Annotated in this window: 19 protein-coding genes; 1 reads left to right on the forward strand and 18 read right to left on the reverse strand. The window is 72.1% G+C overall.

Annotation, left to right across the window (positions count from 1 at the left end; all coding sequences use genetic code 11):
- The 6 genes from ACFV7R_RS03610 to ACFV7R_RS03635 all read right to left on the reverse strand — a co-directional run bounded on the left by ACFV7R_RS03610 (position 1) and on the right by ACFV7R_RS03635 (position 6139).
- Complete coding sequence (locus ACFV7R_RS03610; RefSeq protein ID WP_385259432.1) at positions 1-774, reverse strand: GvpL/GvpF family gas vesicle protein; 774 nt, start codon at positions 772-774, stop codon at positions 1-3.
- Positions 771-1205, reverse strand: coding sequence for a gas vesicle structural protein GvpA (locus ACFV7R_RS03615; RefSeq protein WP_129800278.1), 435 nt, complete (start codon positions 1203-1205; stop codon positions 771-773). The genes ACFV7R_RS03610 and ACFV7R_RS03615 overlap by 4 nt, the downstream gene beginning before the upstream one ends.
- A gap of 58 nt (positions 1206-1263) precedes the next feature.
- Positions 1264-1617: a gas vesicle protein gene (locus ACFV7R_RS03620; RefSeq protein WP_385259434.1), complete on the reverse strand. Its 354-nt coding sequence runs from the start codon at positions 1615-1617 to the stop codon at positions 1264-1266.
- Positions 1618-1722: 105 nt separating this feature from the next.
- Complete coding sequence (gene ligD / locus ACFV7R_RS03625; RefSeq protein ID WP_385259435.1) at positions 1723-2649, reverse strand: non-homologous end-joining DNA ligase; 927 nt, start codon at positions 2647-2649, stop codon at positions 1723-1725.
- Positions 2646-4493, reverse strand: a complete 1848-nt coding sequence (locus ACFV7R_RS03630; RefSeq protein ID WP_385259438.1) for a transketolase — start codon at positions 4491-4493, stop codon at positions 2646-2648. The genes ligD and ACFV7R_RS03630 overlap by 4 nt, the downstream gene beginning before the upstream one ends.
- The gene (locus ACFV7R_RS03635; protein WP_385259439.1) at positions 4490-6139 is read right to left on the reverse strand and encodes an NAD(P)/FAD-dependent oxidoreductase; all 1650 of its coding nucleotides are present in this window, start codon (positions 6137-6139) and stop codon (positions 4490-4492) included. Before ACFV7R_RS03635 ends, ACFV7R_RS03630 begins: the two co-directional genes overlap by 4 nt.
- 200 nt (positions 6140-6339) lie before the next feature.
- On the opposite strand from ACFV7R_RS03635, the gene ACFV7R_RS03640 reads away from it, so the two are divergent.
- Positions 6340-7299 (forward strand): LLM class F420-dependent oxidoreductase, encoded by a 960-nt coding sequence (locus ACFV7R_RS03640; protein WP_385259441.1) that lies wholly within the window; start codon positions 6340-6342, stop codon positions 7297-7299.
- 2 nt (positions 7300-7301) lie between these two features.
- Here the strand turns inward: ACFV7R_RS03640 and ACFV7R_RS03645 are convergent, their stop codons facing one another.
- The 12 genes from ACFV7R_RS03645 to ACFV7R_RS03700 form a co-directional block, all read right to left on the reverse strand.
- Positions 7302-8336, reverse strand: coding sequence for an SDR family oxidoreductase (locus ACFV7R_RS03645; RefSeq protein WP_385259443.1), 1035 nt, complete (start codon positions 8334-8336; stop codon positions 7302-7304).
- Between the two features lie 6 nt (positions 8337-8342).
- Positions 8343-8846, reverse strand: a complete 504-nt coding sequence (locus tag ACFV7R_RS03650; RefSeq protein ID WP_129800283.1) for a phage holin family protein — start codon at positions 8844-8846, stop codon at positions 8343-8345.
- 64 nt (positions 8847-8910) lie between these two features.
- Positions 8911-9810, reverse strand: coding sequence for an arginase family protein (locus ACFV7R_RS03655; RefSeq protein ID WP_385259445.1), 900 nt, complete (start codon positions 9808-9810; stop codon positions 8911-8913).
- 66 nt (positions 9811-9876) lie between these two features.
- Positions 9877-10428, reverse strand: coding sequence for a GNAT family N-acetyltransferase (locus ACFV7R_RS03660; protein WP_385259447.1), 552 nt, complete (start codon positions 10426-10428; stop codon positions 9877-9879).
- Between the two features lie 34 nt (positions 10429-10462).
- Positions 10463-12241, reverse strand: a complete 1779-nt coding sequence (locus ACFV7R_RS03665) for a CocE/NonD family hydrolase (protein WP_385259449.1) — start codon at positions 12239-12241, stop codon at positions 10463-10465.
- 190 nt (positions 12242-12431) lie between these two features.
- Positions 12432-13355: an LD-carboxypeptidase gene (locus tag ACFV7R_RS03670; protein WP_385259451.1), complete on the reverse strand. Its 924-nt coding sequence runs from the start codon at positions 13353-13355 to the stop codon at positions 12432-12434.
- On the reverse strand, positions 13352-15316 hold the full coding sequence (locus ACFV7R_RS03675; RefSeq protein ID WP_385259452.1) for a prolyl oligopeptidase family serine peptidase: 1965 nt from the start codon (positions 15314-15316) through the stop codon (positions 13352-13354). Before ACFV7R_RS03675 ends, ACFV7R_RS03670 begins: the two co-directional genes overlap by 4 nt.
- Positions 15317-15320: 4 nt before the next feature.
- Positions 15321-16625, reverse strand: a complete 1305-nt coding sequence (locus ACFV7R_RS03680; RefSeq protein WP_385259454.1) for a M20/M25/M40 family metallo-hydrolase — start codon at positions 16623-16625, stop codon at positions 15321-15323.
- Positions 16618-17451: a M55 family metallopeptidase gene (locus ACFV7R_RS03685; protein ID WP_385259457.1), complete on the reverse strand. Its 834-nt coding sequence runs from the start codon at positions 17449-17451 to the stop codon at positions 16618-16620. The genes ACFV7R_RS03680 and ACFV7R_RS03685 overlap by 8 nt, the downstream gene beginning before the upstream one ends.
- A gap of 96 nt (positions 17452-17547) precedes the next feature.
- Positions 17548-18273, reverse strand: coding sequence for a class I SAM-dependent methyltransferase (locus ACFV7R_RS03690; protein WP_385259459.1), 726 nt, complete (start codon positions 18271-18273; stop codon positions 17548-17550).
- Between the two features lie 151 nt (positions 18274-18424).
- Positions 18425-20887, reverse strand: a complete 2463-nt coding sequence (locus ACFV7R_RS03695) for a SpoIIE family protein phosphatase (protein ID WP_385259461.1) — start codon at positions 20885-20887, stop codon at positions 18425-18427.
- Positions 20888-21037: 150 nt separating this feature from the next.
- A complete protein-coding gene (locus ACFV7R_RS03700; RefSeq protein ID WP_385259463.1) occupies positions 21038-23443 on the reverse strand; it encodes an MFS transporter in 2406 nt (801 codons plus the stop codon).
- Between the last annotated feature and the right edge of the window lie 69 nt (positions 23444-23512).

Below are 23512 nucleotides of genomic sequence, written 5' to 3' on the forward strand. Positions count from 1 at the left end.
CTACTCCCCGGCCGTATCCGCGCGACCGGCCGTACTGCCCGCCGGCTCGGCGGGGCCGGGCTCGACGAAGCTGTACGGCGGAAGCGGTCCGTTGACCCGCAGATCGAGGTGCGGACGGCTCTTGCGGGCCTGCTCCACCGCGGTCACGAACATCTCGGCGGCGCCCCGGTCCACCAGGAACGAGACGTTGGCCAGCCAACCCGTGGAGTCGGGTCCCACGCTCACGGCCTCGGCGACCGGTTCCAGGGCGCGCTGCACCTCGGCGGCGTCCTCGGCCTCCCGGGTCTGCACCGCGGCGGCGACCATCTCGCCGAGCCGCAGCTTCTGTTCGTGACTGCCGCCGCCCGACTGCCGGTTGGCCTCCGCCAGGGCCCGGATCTCCGGGTTCTCGGCCATCACACGGTGCAGGACCGCCTCCTCGACGTGGGAGGCCTTGATGTTGTACTCGACCTTGCCGTCCAGGGCCCGCAGCCGCTCCCGGTAGTGCGCGGCGCGCTCGGCGAGGACGCCGGTGACCGCGTCGTCGTCGGGGGCGACGCTGCCGAACCGCATGGGCAGCACACAGCCGGCCGATCCGGCCTCGGCGAGCACGTTCTGATGGGCCATCAGGTCCCGGCGCTTGGGGCGCAGACCTTCGGGCGCGTCGCTGACGATCGCCGTCAGGTCGCCCTCCGTCAGGATGCGCACGGGTCGGGCGGGATCACCGACGCCGCCCATGCCCTCGGGGAGCGCGGAGTGCGAGCGTGCGGTGATCCCGTAGACGTACGTGCTCACTCCTGCTCCTCCTTCCGGCGGGCGGCGGTGGCCTTGCGGGCGCGCGGCCGGGGCTCGCTCTCGGCCTGCGAACCCTCCTCACGGGCCTGCTTGAAGGCGTCGGAGACGGTCTGCGCGGCGCCGGACAGTGCGCCCTTGGACTTGCCGCGCGCGCCGGACTCGGTGATCTCGCCGACGATGTCGGGCAGGCCGGGGCTCTTGCGCGGCCCGGCCTCCAGGTCGAGCCGGTTGCACGCCTCGGCGAAGCGCAGATAGGTGTCGACGCTGGCGACGACGACCCGGACGTCGATCTTCAGGATCTCGATGCCGACGAGGGAGACACGTACGAAGGCGTCGATGACGAGTCCTCGGTCGAGGACCAGCTCCAGGACGTCGTACAGGCCGCTGGAGCCGCCTCCACCGCCGGTCTGCTGTGCCGGGACAACGGTCATGCCGACCGGTCCTCCTTGTCTGTTCTGTCTCGGGATGTGGGGGGCGCGGGCGGGCGGCCTAACGGCCGCCGGGCCTGTGTGCGTCGGCCCGCCCGCGTTCGTAGCGGCGAACGCGCCGGTAGCCGGTGAGCTGTCCGTCCGGGTCGAGGTCGACCTGGTAGCTCGCCATCAGGCTCATCGTGTCGGGCACGCGGGCGAGTTCGAGGACCTCGACCTCCAGCGACCAGCCGTCCTCGGTCTGTTCGAAGGACGACACCGTCTCGGCGGCCATGCCGGTGAGTTCCGCCAGCTGGGTGCGCGCATGACGCAGCACCTGCATGGGGCCCGGCCGGTCGTCCGCCGTAAGGTCTTCGGTGCGTTCGGGGTCGTGACGTGAATGCTGTGCATCCGATGTGTTGTTTGTGTTCGACATGGCCACCTCGAACTCCGGGTGGCCGCACGGCCCTTGACCAAACCTTCGGAAAACGCACGCCCCCGCCGCAGGGCGTATCGCGCCTGCGCAGGGGCGGTACATGTGTCAGCCACGCAACGCGTCGAGCCGGCGCCGCGCCGGCCCCAGGGCGCGTCCGCGGCTCGGCATGTCGGCCCAGGGATCGGTGCGGGCCTGGTCGGCGGCGTCGGCGATGGTCCAGCGGCGTGGGCCGAAGTCCGGCTCGTCCAGCTGGTCCCAGGTGACCGGGACCGCCACGGGGGCGCCGGGCCGGGCGCGGACGGTGAAGGGGACGACGGCGGTCTGCGCGTAGGCGTTGCGCTGCACGTCGAGGTAGAGACGGTCGCCGCGGTCCTTCTTGCGGGCGGCGGTGGTGAGCCGGTCGGGGTGGGCGGCGGCGAGGGTGTCGGCGACGTCCCGGGCGAACTCGCGTACCTCGTCGAAGCCGTGGTGCCCGCCGACCGGCACGATCACGTGCAGGCCACGCGAACCGGTGGTCATCAGGGCGGAGGGCAGCTTCAGTTCGCCGAGCAGCTCGCCGAGCAGCCGGGCCGCCTGGCGGACGGGCGCGAAGGAGTCGCCGGAGGGATCGAGGTCGAAGACCATCCGGTCCGGGCTCTCCAGGCGTCCGGTGCGCGACAGCCAGCGGTGCAGAGTGATACAGGCCTGGTCGGCGAGGTGGACGAGGGTGGCGGTGTTGTCGCAGACGGTGTGACAGACGGTGCCGCCCTCCTTGGGCACCTCGACGCGGGTGATCCAGTCCGGGTAGGTGTCCGGCGTGTTCTTCTGCATGAACTGCGGACCGTCCAGGCCGTCCGGATGCCGCTCCAGCATCAACGGCCGGCCGCGCAACTGCGGCAGCATGAACGGGGCGACGGCCCGGTAGTAGTCGACGAGGTCGCTCTTGGTGTACTCCTTGGCGTCCCCGCCACCGGGGAAGAGCACCTTGTCCGGCCGCTGCACCTCGACCGTGCGCCGGCCGACCCGCACGGCCCGTACGTCGTCACCGCTCACCGTACGACCGCCTGTTCCACGAGGAGTTGGACGGCGGCGACGATGGACTCGGCGTCGATGCCCGCCGCATGCAGCTGCTCGTCGGGGGCCGCCGAGCCCGGCATGGTCCGCACCGCGAGGCGCACCAGACGCGGCATGGGGCGCCCGTCCAGGAAGGGGTCGAGGGCCGCGTCCCCGAGGCCACCCGCCTCATGGTGGTCCTCCACGGTCAGCAGACAGCCGGTGTCCTCGGCGGCCTGCCGCAGGGTGAGCCGGTCGACGGGCTTGACCGAGTACAGGTCGATCACCCGGACCCGGATGCCCGCCCGGTCGAGGGCGTCCGCGGCGGCCAGCGCCTCGGGCACGGTCACGCCCGCCGCGACCACGGTCAGCCGGTCCCGGTCGGAGGAGCGCAGCACCTTGCTGCCGCCGATCGGGAACTCCTCGTCGGGCCCGTAGATCACGGCGCTCTTGCCGCGCGAGGTGCGCAGATAGCGGATGCCGTCGAGGTCCGCCATGGCGGCGACGAGTCGGGCGGTCTGGTTGGCGTCGCACGGGTACAGGACGGTCGAGCCGTGCACGGCCCGGAACATCGCCAGGTCCTCCAGGCCCATCTGCGAAGGCCCGTCCTGCCCGATCGCGACCCCCGCGTGCGAGCCGACCAGATTGACACCGGCGCCGCTGATCGACGCCATGCGCACGAAATCGTAGGCGCGCGTCAGGAACGCGGCGAACGTCGAGGCGTACGGCACCCAGCCGCGCGTCGACAGGCCCACCGCGGCGGCGACCATCTGCTGCTCGGCGATGTAGCACTCGAAGAAGCGCTCGGGGTGCTCCTTGGCGAAGTACTCGGCGCGGGTGGAGTCGCTCACCTCGCCGTCGAGGGCGACGATCTCGCCGCGTCCGGTGCCGAGGGCGGCGAGTGCCTTGCCGTAGGCGTCCCTGGTCGCGACCTCCTCGCCCTTGTCGAAGCGGGGCAGCTCGACCTGCCCGTCGCGCACGGCGTGCAGCAGGCGGGCGCTGTGCGGTTCGTGCACATGGACGCGCAGGTCGCGGGGGCCGCCGAGTTCGGCGATGGCCTCGTCGAGGTCGGGCAGCGGCTTGCCGTGCAGGCCCTCGCGGTCCTGGACTGCGGCGACGCCCTTGCCCTTCAGAGTGCGGGCGAGGACGGCGGTGGGCTGTCCCTTGGTCGAGATCGCCTCCCCGTACGCACGGTCGATCGCGTCGACGTCGTGCCCGTCGACCTCGACGGTGTGCCAGCCGAAGGCCTCCAGACGGCGGGCGTAGGCGTCGAGGTCGTGGCCGTGCCGGGTGGGGCCGCGCTGGCCGAGCCGGTTGACGTCGACGATCACGGTGAGGTTGTCGAGATGCTCGTACGAGGCGTGCTCGGCGGCCTCCCACACGGCGCCCTCGGCGAGCTCGCTGTCGCCGCACAGCACCCACACGCGGTAACCGGTGCGGTCGAGCCGCTTGCCGGCCAGGGCGATACCGACGCCGACCGGCAGTCCCTGCCCGAGCGATCCGGTGGCCGTCTCCACCCACGGCAGCCGCTGCGGCGTGGGGTGCCCTTCGAGGCGGCTGCCCAGCTTGCGGAAGGTGAGCAGTTCGCCGTCGTCGACCACGCCGGCCGCCTTGTAGGCGGAGTACAGCAGGGGCGAGGCGTGTCCCTTGGAGAGGATGAAACGGTCGTTGCCCGGGTGGTCGGGGCGGTCGAAGTCGTAGCGCAGGTGGTTGGCCAGGAGGACGGCCATCAGATCGGCGGCGGACATCGAGGACGTGGGGTGCCCGGAGCCTGCGGCAGCGGAGCACCGCACACTGTCCACGCGCAACTGCTGTGCCAGCTCGACGAGTTCGTGGGTGTTCATCGGTCTCCTTCGGCGGGGATGTCGGTGCGCTTGACGGGACCGGGTGAGGGGTGTCCCTCGCCGGGGGCGGGGGGTGGCTGCTTCTTGGCGGGCTCTTCGCCCGGCTGGTTCTTCGCGGGCTCCCCACCCGGCTGGTTCTTGGCGGGCTCCCCACCCGGCTGGTTCTTCGCCGGCTCCCCACCCGGCTGGTTCTTCGCGGGTTCCTGGCCCAGCTGACTCATCGTCGGCTCAGAGCCGGGCCGGCTCTCCGCAGGCTCCGGGCCCGGTTGCCTCTCCGCAGCCCCCGCACCACCGTCCCCCGCCCCCACGCCGGCCGCACCGGCCCCCGCGCCCGGCTCCCCCCGGCCCGGCACCCGGGCCAGCTCCGGCGAAGCCGTGTCCAGCGGTACCGACCAGGACCGTACGAGCCCCAACTGGACCGCCTGGCGCGGCAGTACCGCGTCCAGGAGCCAGTCGGCGGCGACCCGCACCCGGTTGCCGGGCATCGCGGCGAGGTGGTAGCCGCGGGTGACCGCGCCCGCGAGGGGGCCGGACAGCGGCACGCCGAACGGGTCGGCCGCCGCCTGCGCGCCGCCCAGGTCCACGACGAACCCGAGGTCCCGGTGGCGGTAGGCCCGCGGCTCCCCCACCCCGCAGGACGCGGCGATGTTGTGCGCGCAGACCTTGCCGTGCCGCCAGGCGTGCTGCGCGGTCATCGGCGTGTACTGTCCCGGTCGCTCGAGGTCGGGCACAGCGGCCGCGTCCCCGCACGCGAACACCTCCGGCCGGCCCGGCACCTGGAGGTTCGGGTCGACGAGCAGCCGCCCGCGTTCCATGGGCAGGCCGAGGGAGTCGACGAGCGGATCGGGCCGTACACCCACGCACCACACCAGCGTGCGGGTGTCGACGAACTCGCCGTCGGTCAGCAGGACTCCCCCGTGCATGGCCTCTTTCACGGAGGTCCCCATCCGCACGTCGACACCCCGCTGCCGCAGCACACGGTTGGCGGTGCGGGAGAGCCGTTCGTCCAGCTCGGGCAGGACGCGCGGTGCGATGTCCAGCAGCATCCAGCGTGGCCGCATGCCCTCCCGCAGGGGGTGCTTGCGGACCTGCGCGTCGGTGAACATCTGTCCGTGCGCGGCGACCTCGGTACCGGTGTAACCGGCGCCGACCACGACGAAGGTGCACCGTGCCGCACAGCTCTTGGGGTCGTCGGCGGCAGCCGCCAGCTCCACCTGCCGGGTCACGTGGTCGCGCAGATAGAGCGCCTCGGGCAGTCCGCGGAAGCCGTGCGCGTGCTCGGCGACGCCGGGAATGGGCAACAGCTTGTTGACGCTGCCGGCGGCGAGCACCAGCCGGTCGTACTGGAGGGTGCCGCCACCGCCCTCGGGGTCGGAGTAGTGCACGGTGCGCGCGTCGAGGTCGATGCCGTCGGCCTCGCCGAGCACCAGCCGCACCCGGGGCAGGGTGCCGGAGAGCGAGACGGTGACCCGGCGCGGCTCCAGGATCCCGGCGGCCACCTGGGGCAGCAGGGGCAGATACAGAAAGTAGTCGGTCGGGTTGAGCAGGGTGATGTCGGCCTTGTCCCGGGCCAGCCGCGACAGCTCGCGGGCGGTCCGGTAGCCGGCGAAACCGGCACCGACGATCACGATGCGGGGTCGACTCACAGTGTGCCTCCGGTGGGGGTCCCCCACGCCCTCGAGGCAGAGGGGGTGTGGCTCGTACGAGGTTTTCCGCGTCCCCCTGGCCAGGGCACCCAAACGCGCCGGGCCCCCGTTCGACCCCCACTGCACCCGCGTTTCGTGCCGTGGCGGGCGGATACCCGGCCGGTGACCCGCCCGACTCCCTCCTTCGCGAGGTGTCCTCCATGCCCCAGTACGGCTACTTCCTCTCCTGCGAGGAGTTCGGCCCCGCGGATCTCGTCGAACAGGCGAGGATGGCGGAGCAGGCCGGATTCGAGACGCTGTGGATCTCGGACCACTACCACCCCTGGAACGGCGCCCAGGGCCAGAGCCCCTTCGTGTGGTCGGTGATCGGCGCGATCTCCCAGGCGGTGTCCCTGCCGATCGAGACCGCGGTCACCTGCCCGACGGTCCGGATCCATCCGGCGGTGGTGGCACAGGCCGCCGCGACCAGCGCGGTGATGACGAACGGTTTCCGCCTCGGCGTCGGCACGGGCGAGGCACTGAACGAGCACGTCGTCGGCCACACCTGGCCACCGGCGAGTGTCCGTATGGACATGCTGGAGGAGGCGATCCTCATCATGCGCAAGCTGTTCTCCGGCGAGGAGATCAGCCACTACGGCACGCACTACAAGGTCGAGAACGCCCGCCTGTACACCGTCCCCGACGAGCCCGTCCCGATCGACATCTCCGGCTTCGGCCCCAAAGCGACGGCCCTCGCGGCACGCGTCGGCGACGGCTACATCACGATGACGCCCGAGGCGTCGATGGTGGAGCAGTTCCGCAAGGGCGGCGGGGGCGCGAAGCCGGTGAGCGGCGGGACGAAGGTCTGCTACGGCACCGACCGCGACGAGGCCGTCCGCACGGTCCGCCGGCTGTGGTCGAACCAGCTGCTGCCCGGTGAGATGGGCCAGATCCTGCCCTCACCGCGTCACTTCGAGCAGCTGGAGCCGCTGATCACCGAGGACATGGTGCGTGACAACACGGTCTGCGGCGACGATGTCGACGAGCATGTCGCCACGCTGAACGCGTTCGCCGAGGCGGGCTTCGACCGGATCTACGTCAACCAGATCGGCCCCGAGCAGCGCGCGTTCTTCGACTTCTACCGCACGAAGGTGCTGCCCCAGCTCCAGCAGAGCCGCTGATCTCATGCATGAGGGCCCGCCCGACCGCGGGCAAGGCGCGTCAGCCGGCGTGCCGCCAGCACCCCGGCGCCAAGCGTGAGTGCCTTCCCCACGTGTCCACGATTGCGGGAAACCCATTCCTGTGGGCCGGCCGGAAGGGACTCCTCGTCGAACCGTCCGTGCGCGCCGAAGTCCCGCCCGTGCGGACCGTCGGCCGGCACCCACAGGTTCCCCTGCCCGGGATGCTCGCCCGCGTCCCGCTGGGCGTCGAACGCGGTCCGGGCGAGGTACCGCTCCAGCAGCCCGGGAGCCACGGCGTTGGCGAGCAGCGTGGTCACCGTGGAGCCGCCCACCCAGTACTCCCGGCGCCGCCCGTGCCGCGCCGCGTGCACGATCGCCCGCGCCGCGACCTCCGGCTGATACACCGGCGCCATCGGCCGGGCCCGCCCCGGCACCCGGCTCAGCACCCAGTCGAACTGCGGCGTGTTGACGGCGGGCAGCTGCACCATCGTCGTCCGCACCCCGCTCCTCTCGTGCAACAGCTCGCACCGCAGTGACTCGTTGAATCCCTGGATCGCGTGCTTGGCGCCGCAGTAGGCGGACTGCAGCGGAATCCCCCGGTAGGCGAGCGCCGAACCGACCTGCACGATCGTGCCCCGGTCCCGCGGCAGCATGTGCCGCAGCGCGGCCCGCGTACCGAACACACAGCCCAGGTACGTCACTTCGGTCACCCGCCGGAACTCGTCCGGGGTGATCTCCGTGAACGGCGCGAAGACCCCGGCGAAGGCGTTGTTGACCCAGACGTCGATCCGTCCGAACGCGTCCACGACCTGCTGGGCGGCGTCGTCGACGGCCTTGGCGTCGGCCATGTCGACGGTGACGGCCAGCGCCTCGCCTCCGGCGCGCTGCACGTCGTCCGCCGCCGCGGCGAGGCCCTCGCGGCCCCGGGCCAGCAGGGCGACCCGGTCGCCCCGGGCGGCGAAGGCGCGGGCGGTGGCCCGGCCCACGCCTCCGCTTGCGCCGGTCACCACGACGGCCCTGCGACGCCGCGTGCGCACCGGTCGTCACGCCCGGTGGTGCGGGTTCTCGGGGTCGATCAGGTCCGGCCGCGGCACCGGGCCCCGGGCGGGCGTGCCCGGTTGCGGGGTGTCCGCCGTCGGCGCTCCGGTCGCCGAGGGGGCCTCGCCGGGCGCGACGGGCGGCATCGGCGGATACGGTGCGGCGCCGCCGGGGACACGCTCCGGATGGCCGGCGGCCGGTTCGGTCATGTGTCGGTGTGTGGGCCGTGCCGCGCCGCGCAGCACGTAGGCGATGACACCAAGGATCGCCGCGGTGACCAGCGCAGCGGCCCAGTCCGGCAGGGCGATGGCGAGGGCCAGGCCCACGGCGAGAGCGAGGGCCGCTCCCGCGTAGAGGGCGACGGCTCCGGAAGCGCCGTACAGCATGGCGGTGCGGCGCTGCTTACGGGTCTGCTGCCGCAGTTCGTCACGGATCGTCTCACGCGCGACCTGCGCCAGTTCGTCGACCAGATGCTTGTCCAGATGCTCCAGATGATCCATGCGGTCCATGCCCGCCGGGTACCCGCGGCCCTGCCCGCGTAACGCCACGGACACTGGCCGGAGAAGCCGCCGGTCAGGCTTGCGCAAAGGCGTCCACGACGACGTCGGCGAGCAGCGCGCCCGCCGTGCCCTCCGGGTCCAGGTCGGGGTCGTAGATGGTGACGTTGAGGCCGGCGCAGTGCGGGGAGGCGAGCCAGGGCCGCAGCAGGGCGACGAGTTCGTCGGGGAACAGTCCGTCCGGATCGGGGCTGTCGACGGCGGGCATGACGGACGGGTCGAGGACGTCGGCGTCCAGGTGCACCCAGAACCCCTGGAGCTGCGGAATCGCAAAGGCCTCGGCGGTGACGCGGGCCAGGGCGTCGGCGCCCCACTCCCGGATGTCGCCGACCGTGACGACCGGGATCTTCAGGCCGGCGAGTTCTGCCGTGTCCTCGTCGAAGTAGTCGCGGATGCCGAAGAGCCGCACGTCCGCGTCCCGCAGATACGGCTTCAGCCCTTCCAGGTTCGTCAGGTCCTCCTGCCCGCGCCCGGTGGCGAGCGCGAGCTCCTCGCCGCCCGCCGCGCCGACGTGGTCGGAGTTCCCCGGGTGGCGGAAGTCGTGCGAGGCGTCCACAGCCGCCAGCCCGTACCGCCCGATGCGGCGCAGTGCGAGCGAGGCGCCGAGCTGGATGGAGCAGTCGCCGCCGAGCACGAGGGGGAAGTCCCCGGCGCGTACATGGTGCTCGATCCGGTCGGCCAGTCTGCAGGTGTACGAGGCGATGGCGGCCGCGTTGAAGACGCCGTCGCCCTCCTGCCAGTCCCCGCGGTCGTAGCGCGGCGGCACGACGACCCCGCCCTCCAGGGCGTTCAGCCGCTGCAGTATTCGCTGCTCACGCAGGGCCCCGGCGAGCTTGTGGCAGCCGGGGACGGTGCCGGGGGCGGGCGGGCGCAGGCCCAGGTTGGAGGGGGCGTCGATCACGACGATGTTCCGCATGCGCCGCATCCTCCCCGACGTGGAGTCGAGCCTTCAACGGTAAAAACCCACGGGACACGATGAAGATCAACCACAAGCCCGCATCTCGGTGGTGAGCGCCCAGCGTTCGTGGTCCCGCCAGGCGCCGTCGATGTAGAGCATGTGCGGCGAGAAGCCCTCCAGACGGAATCCGCAGGCGCGGGCGAGGGCGATCGACGCGGCGTTGCCTGGCTGCACGTTGATCTCCAGCCGGTGCAGTCGCATGGGCCCGAACGCATGGTCCACGACCAGGTTCAGCCCCTCGCGCATCAGCCCGCGCCCGGCGGCGTGCGCGAAGGCGCCGTATCCCAGCGCCCCGCTCTGGAAGGCACCGCGGACGATGTTGTTGATGTTGATGTAGCCGGCCAGGGCGTGCGTGACCCGGTCACAGACCAGGAACCCCGCCTTCGTCGGGTCCTCGATCAGCCGGCCGGCATAGCGGGCGTACGCCTCGGCGGTGTCCGGCGGGAAGAGCCACGGATGGTGCAGCGCCTTGCTCTCCCGGACACGCGCGGTGAACTCGGCGCCGTCCTCGTGGGTGAAGTGGCGTATGCCCACGTGGGGACCCTCGGCGAGGTAGCGGGACGCGGAGTGTGGCACGCCGCCACCCTACGACGGCTCGCTCCGAGCGGGCTCACTCAGGCACCACGGGCAATTCCAGCACTCCCGTGTCCCCCGGCGCGCTGACCACGGTCACGGGCTTGGTCCCCCGGTTGCCGAAGTACGCGTCGTCGCTCGCCGCGATCACGAACCGCAGCCGGTGGCCCTTCTCGTACCGGTGGACGAGGCCCGGCAGGGTCACGGTGAACGGCTTGGTCACGTCCGGCACGCGGACCGGCGCGACCAGCCGGTGGACCAGCGTCTGCCTGCCGTCGGGTGCGACGTCGTACAGCTTGGCGAAGAGGACGAGCTTGTCGGCGGCGTCGCCCGAGTGCTGGGTGCGTTCCGCCTGCGGAGAGAGAACCCTCAGCGTGGCCCGGGGCGCGCCCACGACGTCGACGGTCCGCCCGAGCGGCTCGCTGGTCCAGCCCAGATAGGTGCCCTTGGTGTCGTACGGCCCCGGGTCCGGCAGCCCGGCGAGCCCGGCCACGGAGCTCTCCGAGTGGCTCGTGGGTTTGAGCCAGTTGGTGTACGAGCGACTGCCGCGCGCCACCTTCCTGCGGTTGTCGACGAGTTTGCCGTCGCCGGACAGGTACAGCTTCTGGCCGGGTGCGGGGAGCCGGTCGGCCGTGGCGTAGGTGCGGTGGGGGTCTGTGATCCAGTCCCGGTAGTACGCGAAGGCCGGTCCGGTGTCGATCTTCTTCTTGTGCAGATAGCGGTCGAACCAGGAGAGGATCCGCTTGCCGACGTAGGCGCTCTCCAGGTTGCCCTGGCCGAGGTTGAGTTCTCCGCTCGCCGGGTCGGTCAGGCCGCCGCTGTGCCCCCAGGACTGCCAGATCATCTTCACCGGCGTGCCGTGCGCCTTGAGCGTCTTGTACGTGGCGGTCGCCTCGTTGAGGTTGAACAGGGTGTCGGCCTGCCCCTGGACCAGCAGGGTGGGCGCCTGGACCCGGTGCAGGTAGGACGCCGGGGAGACGCTGCGGGCGTAGTCGAGCAGTCCGGCGGTCCGGTCGGCCGGATAGCGGCCGGAGTTGAGGGTGCGGATGGTGTCGCAGGCCCTGCTGACGAAGTGCAGACAGGTGCGGGAGTTGATGCGGGACGGGTCGAGGCCCGGCCGGCTCAGCGGCTGGCCCTCGCCGATGAGGTAGAAGCCGTTGGTCCACTGCCATTTGAAGGCGCCGGGCACACCGCGGGCACCGACGGCGCTGTTCGGGGCGAGCGAGTAGCCGAGGTCGTTCCAGGTGATCATGGGCACGAGGGCGTCGACGCGGTGGTCGACGGAGGCCGTGGCCAGCTGGATCGCTCCGCCGTAGGAACCGCCGATCATGCCGACGCGCGGGTCGCCCGGACGGTCGAGGGTGACGTAGTCGACGCTGGTGCCGTCGTCGGCGGCCCGTTTGCCGGCCAGGAAGTCCAGCAGCTGCGCGGCGGCCCGGCCGTCGACGGCCGGGTCGTCGAGCGAGATGAGGCAGCCCGATCTGCCGAAGCCGAGCCCGGAGTAGACGAGCCCGACGTAGCCGCGCTGGGCGAAGGCCTTGCCGATGGCGTCCGTGGAGCCGTCGTTCTTGCTGCCGCCGAAGCCGTTGGTGGCCAGCACGGCGGGGGCGGGGCGGGCACTGTTCACGCCCGCGGGCCGGTAGAGGTCGGCGTCGATCGTGCAGGTGCGGCCGCCCGCCCGGACGGTGAACTTCAGGGCGCTGACGGTGTACTGGCCGGTCGCGGCGGCGGGAGCGGTGAGTGCGAGGGGCGCGGTGAGCGCGGCGCCCAGCGCGGCGGCGAGAACGGCACGGGACCTGGACACACGTCGGGACACGCAGACCTCCACACTGAGGACAACCGGAACACCCGGAGAACCCGGAAGACCCGGAGAACCCGGAGAACGAGGACAATCGGACAACACGAATACCGACCAGTAGTGCAGGCCGGTAATCATGTTGTGACACGTGTCAGGACGGGTCAATCACCGTGATCGGAGTTTCCTGACGGAATTTCAGTTCCGCTGCTCAGCGCAGAGCGGGCTCGTCCAGCGTCAAGGTGCCCGTGTCCGCGTCCAGCTCGGCCGCAACCCCGAACGGAATCGTCAACGCCCCGTCGCAGTGCCCGAATCCGAACTCCTCGCCCACGGGAACGCCGAGCCCGCCGAGCCGGTCGACGAGCAGGGCGCGTACCCGGTCGTAGGCATCGCATCGCTCCCACGACCCGAGCAGCACCCCACGCACCCCGTCGAGCCAGCCGGCCCGGAGCAGTTGGGTGAGGTAACGGTCCAGACGGTACGTCTCCTCCCCCACGTCCTCCAGACAGAGCAGCCCGCCGCGCGCGGAGCGACGGGCGTGCGAGGTGCCCAGTTCCGCGGCGAGCAGGCAGAGGCATCCGCCCAGGACGACACCCCGCGCCCGGCCGGGAACCAGTGCCGTACCGCCGGAGGCGATCGTGCGGACCGTCTCCGGCGCGAACAGCGTGGCCTTGAGGTGCTCCTGCGCCCGCGCGTTCTTGATGAAGTCGACGCCCGCCGCCATCGGCCCGTGCAGCGTGACCAGGCCCAGTCGCACAGCAAACGCCTCGTGCAGCGCCGTGATGTCGCTGAAGCCGACGAGCAGCTTCGGCCCGGCCGCCCGCAGGGCCTCCCAGTCCAGCAGGTCGACCATCCGCTGCACCCCGTAGCCGCCGCGGGCGCACAGCACGGCGTCCACGGACGGATCGCACCAGGCCGCCTGGAAGTCGGCGGCCCGGTCGGCGTCCGTGCCCGCCAGGTAGTCGAACGTCCCGTGCCGGTCCAGCACATGGGGCGCCGCCACCGGGTCGAGGTCCCAGCCGCGCAGCACGTCGAGTCCGGCCTGCAGCCGCTGCTCCGGCACGGGTCCGCTGGGTGCGACGACGGCCACCCGGGCGCCGGGGGCGAGCCGGGCCGGACGCAGGAGTTCCTTCACTTGGCCAGCTCCAATGTGGGAACGCCGCGCGGGTTCAGTCCGAACACCTGGGCGTACAGGGACAGTTCGGCCTCCAGGGCACGGATCATCGTGTCGGCCCGCCGGAACCCGTGTCCCTCCCCCTCGAAGGCGATGTACGCGTGCGGCACCCGTCCGCCCTCCATACGGGCCAGGAACCGCTCGCACTGCGCCGGCGGGCAGATCACGTCGTCCAGCCCCTGGAGCAGCAGGAAGGGCGCGGTGATGCGGTCGGCGTGCTCGACGGGCGAGCGTTCCACGTACCGTCCGGGCACCTCGGCGAGCGGCCCGACCAGGCTCTCCAGGTACTGCGACTCGAAGTCGTGGGTCTCCCCCGTGCCCCAGCCGGTGAGGTCGAGGATCGGGTAGATGATCGTGCCGCAGGCGTAGACGTCGGTCGTGGCGAGGGACGCCGCCGCGGTCCAGCCGCCCGCGCTGCCGCCGCGCACCGCGAGCCGGTCGCGGTCGGCGGTGCCCTCGTCGGCCAGCGCGAGCGCAACAGCCGCGCAGTCCTCCACGTCGACGACACCCCACTGCTCGCGCAGCCGGTCCCGGTAGGCGCGGCCGTACCCGCTGGAGCCGCCGTAGTTGACCTCGGCGACGCCGATGCCGCGGGAGGTGAAGTAGGCGATGGCCAGGTCGAGGACGAGCGGTGCGCGTCCGGTGGGGCCGCCGTGCGCCCAGACCACGTACGGCGGCAGCTCGGCGCCGGGTGCGATGCAGCCGGGGTTGTGCGGCGGGTAGACGTGCGCGTGGATCTCGCGTCCGGCGGGGCCGGTGAAGGTGCGGATCTGCGGTTCGGGGTAGTACGCCGGGTCCACGGTGTCGTCGTGCTCGGCGCCGATCACCCGGGCCCGGCCGGTCCGGGCGTCCAGCTCCACCACCTCGTAGGCGCTGCGCGGGCTGGCCCCGACGCCGACGATCCGCTCGCCGTGCACCGCGAGGGTGGGCGCGAACTCGGTCCAGGGGCCGGCCGCGTCGACGACCTCGCCGGTCTCGGGGTCCAGTATCCCGAGGGCGGTCGCGCCGCGCCCGTGCACGACGGCGATGAGCCCGCTGTCCAGCGGGGCGAACCAGCGGTGCCCGAGCTTCCACAGCGGCCCGCCGAACTCCTCCTCGCGCGGGCACAGCGGTTCACCGTCGCGGTAGATGTTCCACCAGCCGGTGCGGTCGCTGCTGTACAGCAGGGAGCCGTCGGCCGCGAAGTCGACCTGGGCGATCGACTCCTGAGGACCGCCGGCGACCGTCCGGGGCGCGAGGAGCGTCCCGTCGGATCCGACCTCGGCGAGCACCAGCTCCGTGCCGTCCCACGGCATACGCGGATGGTCCCAGGCCAGCCAGGCCGCATACCGTCCGTCGGGCGAGAGGCGCGGACCGGTGACGAAACGGTGCCGGTCGTCGGTGAGTTCCCGCACGGCGTCCCGGTCCTCGGCGGCGGAGCCGTCCAGCGGCACCGCGGCCGGCACACGCCGCACGTCGGTGGGTCCGTCACCGGTGAACTCCTCCAGCACGCACCACACCTCACCGCGCTCCGGCCGCAGCCGCAGATCGGCCCAGCGCAGCCCGCCGCCCACGGGGGACACGGGCGTCAACGGGCGCGGCTCGCCCCCCGGCTCGTAGCGGTACAGCCGCTGGTCGGCGAAGTGCACGAACACCACCAGCGGCCGGCCGTCGACGAGGTCTCCGGCCCAGGGCTGTCCGCCGTACTCGATGACCCGGCTGCGCACGTTCCACGGAGCGGGCAGCACGGACTCCTCCCCGCCGTCGGCATGCCTGCGCACCAGTGTGCGCCGGCCCCCCTCGGCGGGCCGCGGCTCGGTCCACCAGGCCTCGTCACCGACGAAACCCACGTACTCGGGATGGCCGTCGTGCGCGGCGGCGAGCGCCGCGTCGATCGGCGAGGGCCAGGAACCGTACGCCATGGTCTGCACGTTCTCCCCCATACCTCTAGGCGCTCCGCAGGAACCGGTCGAGAACACGGACGCCGAAGTGCAGCGCCTCGACCGGGACGCGCTCGTCGACCCCGTGGAAGAGGGCCTGGTAGTCGAAGCCCTCCGGGAGCTTCAGCGGCGCGAAGCCGTAGCCGGTGATGCCGAGCCGCGAGAACTGCTTGGCGTCGGTGCCGCCCGACATGCAGTACGGCACCACGTGCCCCTCGGGCGCGAACTCCTCGACTGCCGCCCGCATCCGCGCGAACGTCGGCGAGTCCACCGGCGCCTGCAGGGCCACCTCGCGGTGCTCGAACTCCCACTCCACGTCCGGCCCGGTCAGCAGGTCGAGGGTGCTGCGGAACTCGTCCTCGCCGCCCGGCAGATAGCGTCCGTCGACATACGCCACCGCCTCGCCGGGAATGACGTTGATCTTGTAACCGGCGTTCAGCATGGTCGGATTGGCGCTGTTGCGGACGGTGGCCTCGACGAGCTTCCCGGCCGGTCCGAGCTTGTCCAGGAGCGCGTCGACATCGGAGAGGTCCGTGTCGATGCCGTACAGCGCGGCCAGTTCGGTGAGGGCCGCCCGCACGGTCGGGGTCAGCCTGAGCGGCCACTCGTGCGCGCCGATCCGGGCGATCGCGGCGGCCAGCCGGGTCACCGCGTTCTCGCGGTTCACCTTGGAGCCGTGTCCGGCGCGCCCGCGCGCGGTGAGCTTCAGCCAGCCCGTGCCGCGCTCACCGGCGGCGATCGGATAGATCTCCCGGCCGCCGCCGTCGTGGAAGGTGAACGCCCCGGACTCGCTGATGCCCTCCGTGCACCCCTCGAACAGCCCCGCGTGCCGCGTGGCAAGGAACTCGGAACCGTCCTCGGCACTGGCCTCCTCGTCCGCGGTGAACGCGATCACGATGTCCCGCCGGGGCCGTACGCCCTGCCGGGCCCAGGCCCGGACGACGGCGAGGATCATCGCGTCCATGTTCTTCATGTCGACCGCGCCCCGTCCCCAGACGACCCCGTCCCGGACCTCTCCGGAGAACGGGTGCACGCTCCAGTCGGCGGCTTCGGCGGGTACGACGTCCAGGTGCCCGTGGACGAGCAGCGCGTCCGCCGAGGGATCGGTGCCCTCGATGCGGGCGACGACGTTGGTCCGCCCCTCGGTGCGCTCCAGCAGCACGGGTTCCAGTCCCGTCTCCGCGAGCCGCGCCGCCGCGTACTCGGCGGCCGGCCGTTCCCGGCAGTCGCCGCCGCCCCGGTTGGTGGTGTCGATACGGATCAGGTCGGAGGTGAACTCGACGACCTCGTCCAGGGCCCGCTGGTCAGCCATACTGCTCCTCCACGGCGGCCGAGACGACGGTGGTGACCGCCTTGAAGGTACGGATGCCCTCGTACATGGTCTCGCTGGTGTACGCCACTTTCCGTTCCCCGGTCCGGTCCACGCCCGGCACGACGGTCGCGGCCATGGCCAGATGTTCGGCGTCGAACTCGACCGCCACGGTGTACGGGCCGCCGCTGACCGGCTCGTGACGCACCGCCAGGGCGGCCGCCTCCTTCGCCGCGGCCCGGATGTCGGCGGCGGTCCTGGCCGGCGTACGGCACACCGCCGCATACCGGGACACATGGTCCTTGACGGCGACCTTCAGCGCCTCGGGCGCATACCCCAGCGCGTCCTCGCAGGCCACGTCGTCCCCCGTCACGAGGATCACCGGTACCCCGTACTCGGCGACGACATGCGCGTTCAGCAGCCCCTCGCTCGCACGGACGTCGTTCAGCCACACCCCGGTGATCGAGTTCGCGAGGTAGGTGTGCGCGAGCACGCCCTCCGCTCCGGCGCCGGCGTGGTAACCGACGAACGCGATGCCGTCCACGTCGCCGTGCTGCACACCCTCGACCATGGACAGCGACTTGTGCCGTCCGGTGAGCATTTCGACCCGTTCGTCCAGGCGCTCCAGCAGCAGGTTCCGCATGGTCCAGTGCGCCTCGTTGACGACGACCGCGTCGGCACCTCCGTCGTAGAAGCCGAGCACCGCGGCGTTGACGTCCGACGTGAACATCGAACGGCACCGCTCCCACTGCGGTGTCCCCGGCAACACGTCGGCCGGCCAGGTGACACCGGTGGCGCCCTCCATGTCGGCGCTGATGAGGATCTTCATGGTGCGTCACGTTACGCGGAGAATCAGCGCACGACCAGGAGGGGGCCCACCGGCGAAAAGCGGTCGTCGGCGCCGGTGCAGCGGGGACGTGTGCGGTCAGCCCTCCCGGCCCGCCACCAGCCACTTCGACGGCAGTTCGATCCGGGCGCCGTCCGGGCCGGACTCCGTGGTCGCCAGGGGCAGTTCGCCGCTCGCCAGCACGGTGAGCCCGGCCGCCCGCAGGTGGTCGGGCACGGCGGCGTCGGCGACGTCGCCGGGGGCGATGCCGTGCCGGAAGACGGGGGCGAGCTTGGCCGGCGGACCGGCGGGGCCCTGGGCCAGAGAGCGCAGGACGGCACCGGCAGCCTCGGCGAGCTCGACGAGGAAGACCCGGCCGCGGGTGCCGACAAGGGTGGCGATGCCGTCCACCAGTGGCTGCCGGTCGTCGGGCTCGCACTGGTGGAGTACACCGCGCATGTACACGTTGGCGTCGCCGAGCTCCGCGTGCAGCGCCTCGGTCTCGCTCTTCTCGGCGGCGTCCAGTGCTCGGTAACCCGCCTGCCCGGCGGGATCCCCGTACCGGGCGTGCTCGACGGCCGCCACGGACAGGTCGAGGCCGAGGACGTGCCGGAAGCGGTCGGCGAGGTAGCGGGTCTGGGTGCCGTTGCCGCAGCCCAGGTCGACCACGGGCAGGCCGGGGTCGGTCAGGTGCGGCTCGAACAGGGCGAGGTGGCGGCCCGCGGTGAGCGATGCCTCGGCGTCCCAGAAAACGGCGCCCTGCTCGCGGGGCGCCTCGCGCCAGAACGCCTCCCAGGCCTCCCGGTACCGACTCGTCACGCTCATGGCCAACTCCCCAGGTCCGACGCCGTCCCGCCGTGAGTGGCGGGCCAGTACGGTCTATCGCGCCCGGGTCGCGGTCACAAGGTCACGGCGCACACCTTCACGGCTCGTTCGACGGGCGTACGCGCCCCCGCGCGCCCCTGCGTCCGACCGTTCAGCGGCGCGGCAGCGTGAGTTCGAACCAGACCGTCTTGCCCGCGCCCCTGCGGCTGGCGCCCCACTCGCGCGCGAGGGTGCTGACCACGCGCAGTCCGCGCCCCGCCTCGTCGCGCGGTCCGGCGCCCCGCAGGGTCGGCAGGTCGTGATCGTCGTCGTCCACCTCGCACAGCAGCGTGTCGCCGCGCACCAGGCGCAGTTCGACGGGCCGGCGGTGGGAGTGCCGTACCGCATTGGTGACGAGTTCACTGACCATCAGCTCGGCGCTGTCCGCCAGCCGGGCCAGGCCCCAGTCGTGCAGCTGCTCGCGGACGGCGGCGCGGGCCCGGCCCACCTCGGCCGGGTCGAGGGCGAGCCGCCACTCGGCGACGTCGTCGGGTTCGATGCCGTTCAGGCGGGCCATCAGCAGGGCCACGTCGTCCTTGCGGCCGCCGCGCGTGTTGAGGGCGCGGATGATCGTGTCGCAGGCGTCGTCCATGGAGGCCGCCGGGTGTGCGGCGGACTCGCACAGCGTGGCGAGGCCGACGCCGATGTCCTCGCCGCGCACCTCGACCAGCCCGTCGGTGCACATCACCAGCCGGTCTCCGGGCTCCACGCGCACGCGTACCGCCTCGAAGGGCACCCCGCCGACCCCGACGGGCGCCCCCGTGGGCAGGTCGAGCAGTTCACTGCGACCGTCCTCGGCCCGCACCAGCACCGGTGGAATATGGCCCGCGTTGGCCAGGTGCAGCTCGCTCGCGATCGGGTCGTAGACGGCGTACAGACAGGTCGCCAGGTAGGTGTCGCCGAGCCGCTGGGCGAGGTCGTCGAGGTTGCGCAGCAGCTGGGCGGGCGGCAGGTCGAGGGCGGCCATGGTCTGCACGGCCGTACGCAACTGGCCCATCATGGCGGCGGAGTTGAGGCCGTGCCCCATGACGTCGCCGACGACGAACGCGGTGCGGGCGCCGGGCAGCTTCACCGAGTCGAACCAGTCGCCGCCGACCCGTCCGAGCATCGTGCCGGGCAGATAGCGGGTGGCGATGTCGCAGCCCGCCATACGCGGCGGGATGTGCGGCAGCATGCTGTCCTGGAGGGTCTCGGCGACGCTCTCCTGGTAGGTGTACATGCGCGCGTTGTCGAGCACGAGGCCCGCGCGGGCGGCGAGTTCGGCGCCGGTGACCCGGTCCATGTCGTTGAACTCGACACGCTCGGGGTGGCGCAGCAGGATCATGAACCCGAGCACCACATTGCGTGCCTTCAGCGGCACGACGAGCATCGAACGGCCCGTGATCAGCGGCCGGATGTCCCGTTTCTCGAACTGCGAGGCGATGGCGTGGCCCATCTGCTCGCTGATCCGCGGCACCAGGACGGGCTCGCCGGTGGTCATGCACTGGAAGAACGGCGTGTGCGCCGGGAACGGCATGGCCTCGCCGACGGGGACGACGTCGTCCCAGCGGCCGGGTTCGTCGGTGTGCTCGAGGGCGACCCGGTGCCACATGGTGGTGGTGTCCGGCACGCCTTCGGGGAATCCCTCGCCGGCGACGACCTGTTCGCGCAGATAGGTGCCGGCGACATCGGTGAAGCGCGGTACGACGGCCTTGCTGACCTCGACGATGGTCCGCGCCAGGTCGAGCGAGGTGCCGATCCTTCCGCTCACCTCGTTGAGGAACTCCAGGCGTTCGCGTACGGCGGCGTACTCGAGATCCTCGCCGTCGTCCCGCAGTTCCTCCGGTACGGTCTCGCCGGCCGCCACGGCCCTGGCCAGGCGCTCGCGGCGGGCCTTGCGCTCGGCGCGCCGGGGCACGCCCCAGTCCGGAGTGACCGGCACCCGGTCGTTCTGGCTGAACTCCAGAACCGGATAGCCCAGTTCGAGAACCTGCGCGACGATCCGCGCGCTCTCGTCGACGCTCATGCTGGGCAGGATCTCGGGAAGCCTGCGGGCGAGTTCTTCGGCGCCGGGAAAGTCGGTGTGCAGGGCGAAGGCGGGCGCGATCCGTTCGACGGCCGCGTCCTCGTCCGGCTCGTGCGGGCGCAGGGCGGCCGCGTCCGCGGCGAGCACGAGCAGCCGCTCGAGGCCGGGTCCGATCAGCGGGTACGCCCACCACAGCACGTCGACCCGGCCGCTGTCGGGCACACCGACCCGGGCACGGCCCGCGGCCGGGTAGGAGAGACCTCCGTCGAGGGAGGCCTGCAGGCCGGGTCCGAGGCCGTCGTACCCGCCGTACGGCCCGTACGGGGTGTCCTCCCGGTCCTCGGGCAGTGCTCCGGAGACGGGGAGAAGGTCGGCCGCGGGCCGGCCGATCGCGAACTCCTTGGCGGCGCCGAAGAGACGTCGCGCGCCGGTGCTCCAGTGGGAGACGAGGCCGTCGCGATCGACCACGACCACGGCCAGCGGGATGCGGCCGGCCGGGGCATGCCCCGTCGGTGCACCGCTTCCGGCCTGGTGGTCGGGAGGTGCTGCCCGGTCGGTGCCACGGTCCATGGCCCAGTCCCTCTCCCCACGACTGTGCAAGATCTAGATCTGTGCCCCCGTCACCCACCGTACGGCGACACCCCTCCACGATGTGCGGCAATACGGGAATTGATGTCGCCGACCGCGCGGGCGCACGCCCTGCCGCGGCCGACGGGCGGTTCAGTCCTCGTGGCCCAGCTGAAGGTCGCGTTCCGTGCGTCCCCCGCCCGCCACTTGCAGCACGGTGGCCACGGGCGGATATCCGGCCGCGATGACGGTGTACTCGCCGGAGGACAGATCGACGAACCGGAACGTTCCGTCAGCCCCGGTGGTGAGCGTGTCGACCACGTTGCCGGCCGCGTCCAGCAGGGTCACCCGCGCGTCCTCGACGGGCCGCCCGCCGCTCGCCCGGACCGTGCCGCGCAGCACGGCGCCGCCGGCGAGTTCGATGTCCTGCCGGGTCTCGCGGGCCGCCTGGACGGTGACCGGGAGGGCGGCCGGCCGGAACGCGGGAGCGCTCGCGGCGAGCGTGTACTCGCCCGCCACCAGCTCGGTGATGACATAGCCGCCCTCGCGTCCGCTGCGGGTACTGGCGACGACCTCACCGTGCGCGTTGGTCAGGGTGACGGTGGCGTCGCGCACGGGGCTGCCGTCCGCGGTGAGCACGCTGCCGGCGAGGCGTCCGGCGCCGCCGAGGACGACGTCCAGTTCGACGGGGCGTTCGCCGACGGTCACGGAGACGGCCTGCGGCTGGTGGCCGCCGGCCGCGGCGATCAGGACGTATGCCCCCGAGCCGGGCGTGGCCAGCGCGTACCGTCCGTCTTCGCCGCTCGCGCCCCGCCCGATCTGCTGTCCGGCGACGTCGATGAGCGTGAGCGCGGCGCGGGGCACGACGGTCCCGTCGGGGTGCTGCACGGTGCCGCAGACGGCGATTCCGGCGGCGTACGGCGAACGGGCGTGCGGGATGGGGGCGTTCACCTGGGCTGTCTCCGGGTCGGTGGTGGGGGCGTGGGGGGACGCTGTACTGGTCAACAGGGGGGTCTCCTTGAGGAAGAACGAGATGAGCAGCCCGAGGACGAGCACCGGCACGAGGTAGAGGAAGATCCTCGGCATGGCGTCGGCGTAGGCCTGGATGTAGCCCTCGCGCAGCGCCGGAGGCAGCGCGTGGACGAGCTCGGGGGTGATGGACTCGGGGTCGGGCAGACCGGCGTCCGCGCGCGTGGGGAGGTGTTCACGCAGGGAGTCGGTGAGCCGGTCGGCGAAGAGGGTGCCGAAGATCGCGGCGCCGACGCTGCCGCCGATCTGCCGGAAGTAGTTGTTGGCGCTGGTGGCGGTGCCGAGGTCGGCGGGGCGCACGGAGTTCTGCACGGCGAGGATCAGGACCGGCATCACCATGCCGATCCCGGCGCCGAGGACGGCCATCCAGATGCTGTAGTGCAGCCGGGGCGTGTCGGCTTCGAGCCGGGAGAGCAGCCACATGCCGACGACGGAGAGGGCACCGCCGATGATCGGGTGGATCCGGTAACGACCGGTGCTGCTGATGAGCTGCCCGGAGATGATCGAGGCACCGACGATGCCGCCCATCATGGGCAGCATCAGCAGTCCGGACTCGGTGGCGCTCGCCCCGTCCACCATCTGAAGGAACGTCGGCAGGTAGCTGGCGGCGCCGAAGAGGGCGACGCCGACCACCAGGCCCACCAGGCCGGTGATGTTGAAGACGGAGTCGCGGAACAGCCGCAGCGGAATGAGGGGTTCGGCGGCGAAGTGCTCGGCCACGAGAAAGAGCACGGTGGTGGCCGCGGCCCCGGCGGCGAGCGCGAGGATGACGTCCGAGTCCCAGGCGTACTCGGTGCCGCCCCAACTGGTCAGCAGGACCAGGCAGGTGGAGGCGGCGGCGAGGAGGAGCGCACCGAGGATGTCGAAGCGGGGCTTGGCGGTCGGCTTGGGAAGTTTCAGCACGACGGCGACGACGGCCATGGTGATCAGGCCGAAGGGCACGTTGATGTAGAAGCACCAGCGCCAGGAGAGATGATCGGTGAAGTAGCCGCCCAGCAGGGGGCCGGCCACCGAGGCGAGGCCGAACGCCGCACCGATCAGCCCCATGAACCTGCCCCGCTGCCGGGGCGGAACGATGTCCGCGATGATCGCCTGGACGCCGATCATGAGCCCGCCCGCGCCGACGCCCTGCACCGCGCGGAAGGCGATCAGCTGATCCATGGTCTGCGCCCGGCCGGCGAGCGCGGAGCCGACGACGAAGACGACGATGGCGAACTGGAAGACACCCTTGCGGCCGAGGAGATCACCGAGCTTGCCGTAGACCGGCAGTCCGATGGTGGCCGTGAGCAGGTAGGCGGTGATCGCCCAGGACATCTTGTCCAGGCCGTGCAGCTCACCGACGATCCTCGGGAGCGCGGTGGCGACGATCATCTGCTCCAGGGCGGCGAGCAGCAGCGCGAGCATCAGCCCGAGGAAGACCAACCGCACCCGGCGCGGGCTGAGTCCGGCGGTCAGGACCGGCGGTGGGGCAGGGAGGTGTGGGGGTGCCGTCGCAACTGGTCCGTCCTGCACCAGAGTCGTCCCGCCCACTACCGCTCCCCTCGTCGCACTGCCACACAATTGCCGCGTAAAGCGACAACTACGAGCAAGCGCGACGAG

It is taken from the genome of Streptomyces sp. NPDC059866 (assembly GCF_042731325.1).
GTDB classification, from domain to species: domain Bacteria; phylum Actinomycetota; class Actinomycetes; order Streptomycetales; family Streptomycetaceae; genus Streptomyces; species Streptomyces flavusporus.

What these genes read in the sequence shown, in the direction of transcription:
- ACFV7R_RS03615 (WP_129800278.1), bottom strand. Translation starts at nt 1,205, where the DNA reads ATGACCGTTGTCCCGGCACAGCAGACCGGCGGTGGAGGCGGCTCCAGC.
- ACFV7R_RS03620 (WP_385259434.1), bottom strand. Translation starts at nt 1,617, where the DNA reads ATGTCGAACACAAACAACACATCGGATGCACAGCATTCACGTCACGAC.
- ACFV7R_RS03630 (WP_385259438.1), bottom strand. Translation starts at nt 4,493, where the DNA reads ATGAACACCCACGAACTCGTCGAGCTGGCACAGCAGTTGCGCGTGGAC.
- ACFV7R_RS03640 (WP_385259441.1), top strand. Translation starts at nt 6,340, where the DNA reads ATGCCCCAGTACGGCTACTTCCTCTCCTGCGAGGAGTTCGGCCCCGCG.
- ACFV7R_RS03650 (WP_129800283.1), bottom strand. Translation starts at nt 8,846, where the DNA reads ATGGACCGCATGGATCATCTGGAGCATCTGGACAAGCATCTGGTCGAC.
- ACFV7R_RS03655 (WP_385259445.1), bottom strand. Translation starts at nt 9,810, where the DNA reads ATGCGGAACATCGTCGTGATCGACGCCCCCTCCAACCTGGGCCTGCGC.
- ACFV7R_RS03675 (WP_385259452.1), bottom strand. Translation starts at nt 15,316, where the DNA reads ATGGGGGAGAACGTGCAGACCATGGCGTACGGTTCCTGGCCCTCGCCG.
- ACFV7R_RS03680 (WP_385259454.1), bottom strand. Translation starts at nt 16,625, where the DNA reads ATGGCTGACCAGCGGGCCCTGGACGAGGTCGTCGAGTTCACCTCCGAC.
- ACFV7R_RS03685 (WP_385259457.1), bottom strand. Translation starts at nt 17,451, where the DNA reads ATGAAGATCCTCATCAGCGCCGACATGGAGGGCGCCACCGGTGTCACC.
- ACFV7R_RS03690 (WP_385259459.1), bottom strand. Translation starts at nt 18,273, where the DNA reads ATGAGCGTGACGAGTCGGTACCGGGAGGCCTGGGAGGCGTTCTGGCGC.
- ACFV7R_RS03695 (WP_385259461.1), bottom strand. Translation starts at nt 20,887, where the DNA reads ATGGACCGTGGCACCGACCGGGCAGCACCTCCCGACCACCAGGCCGGA.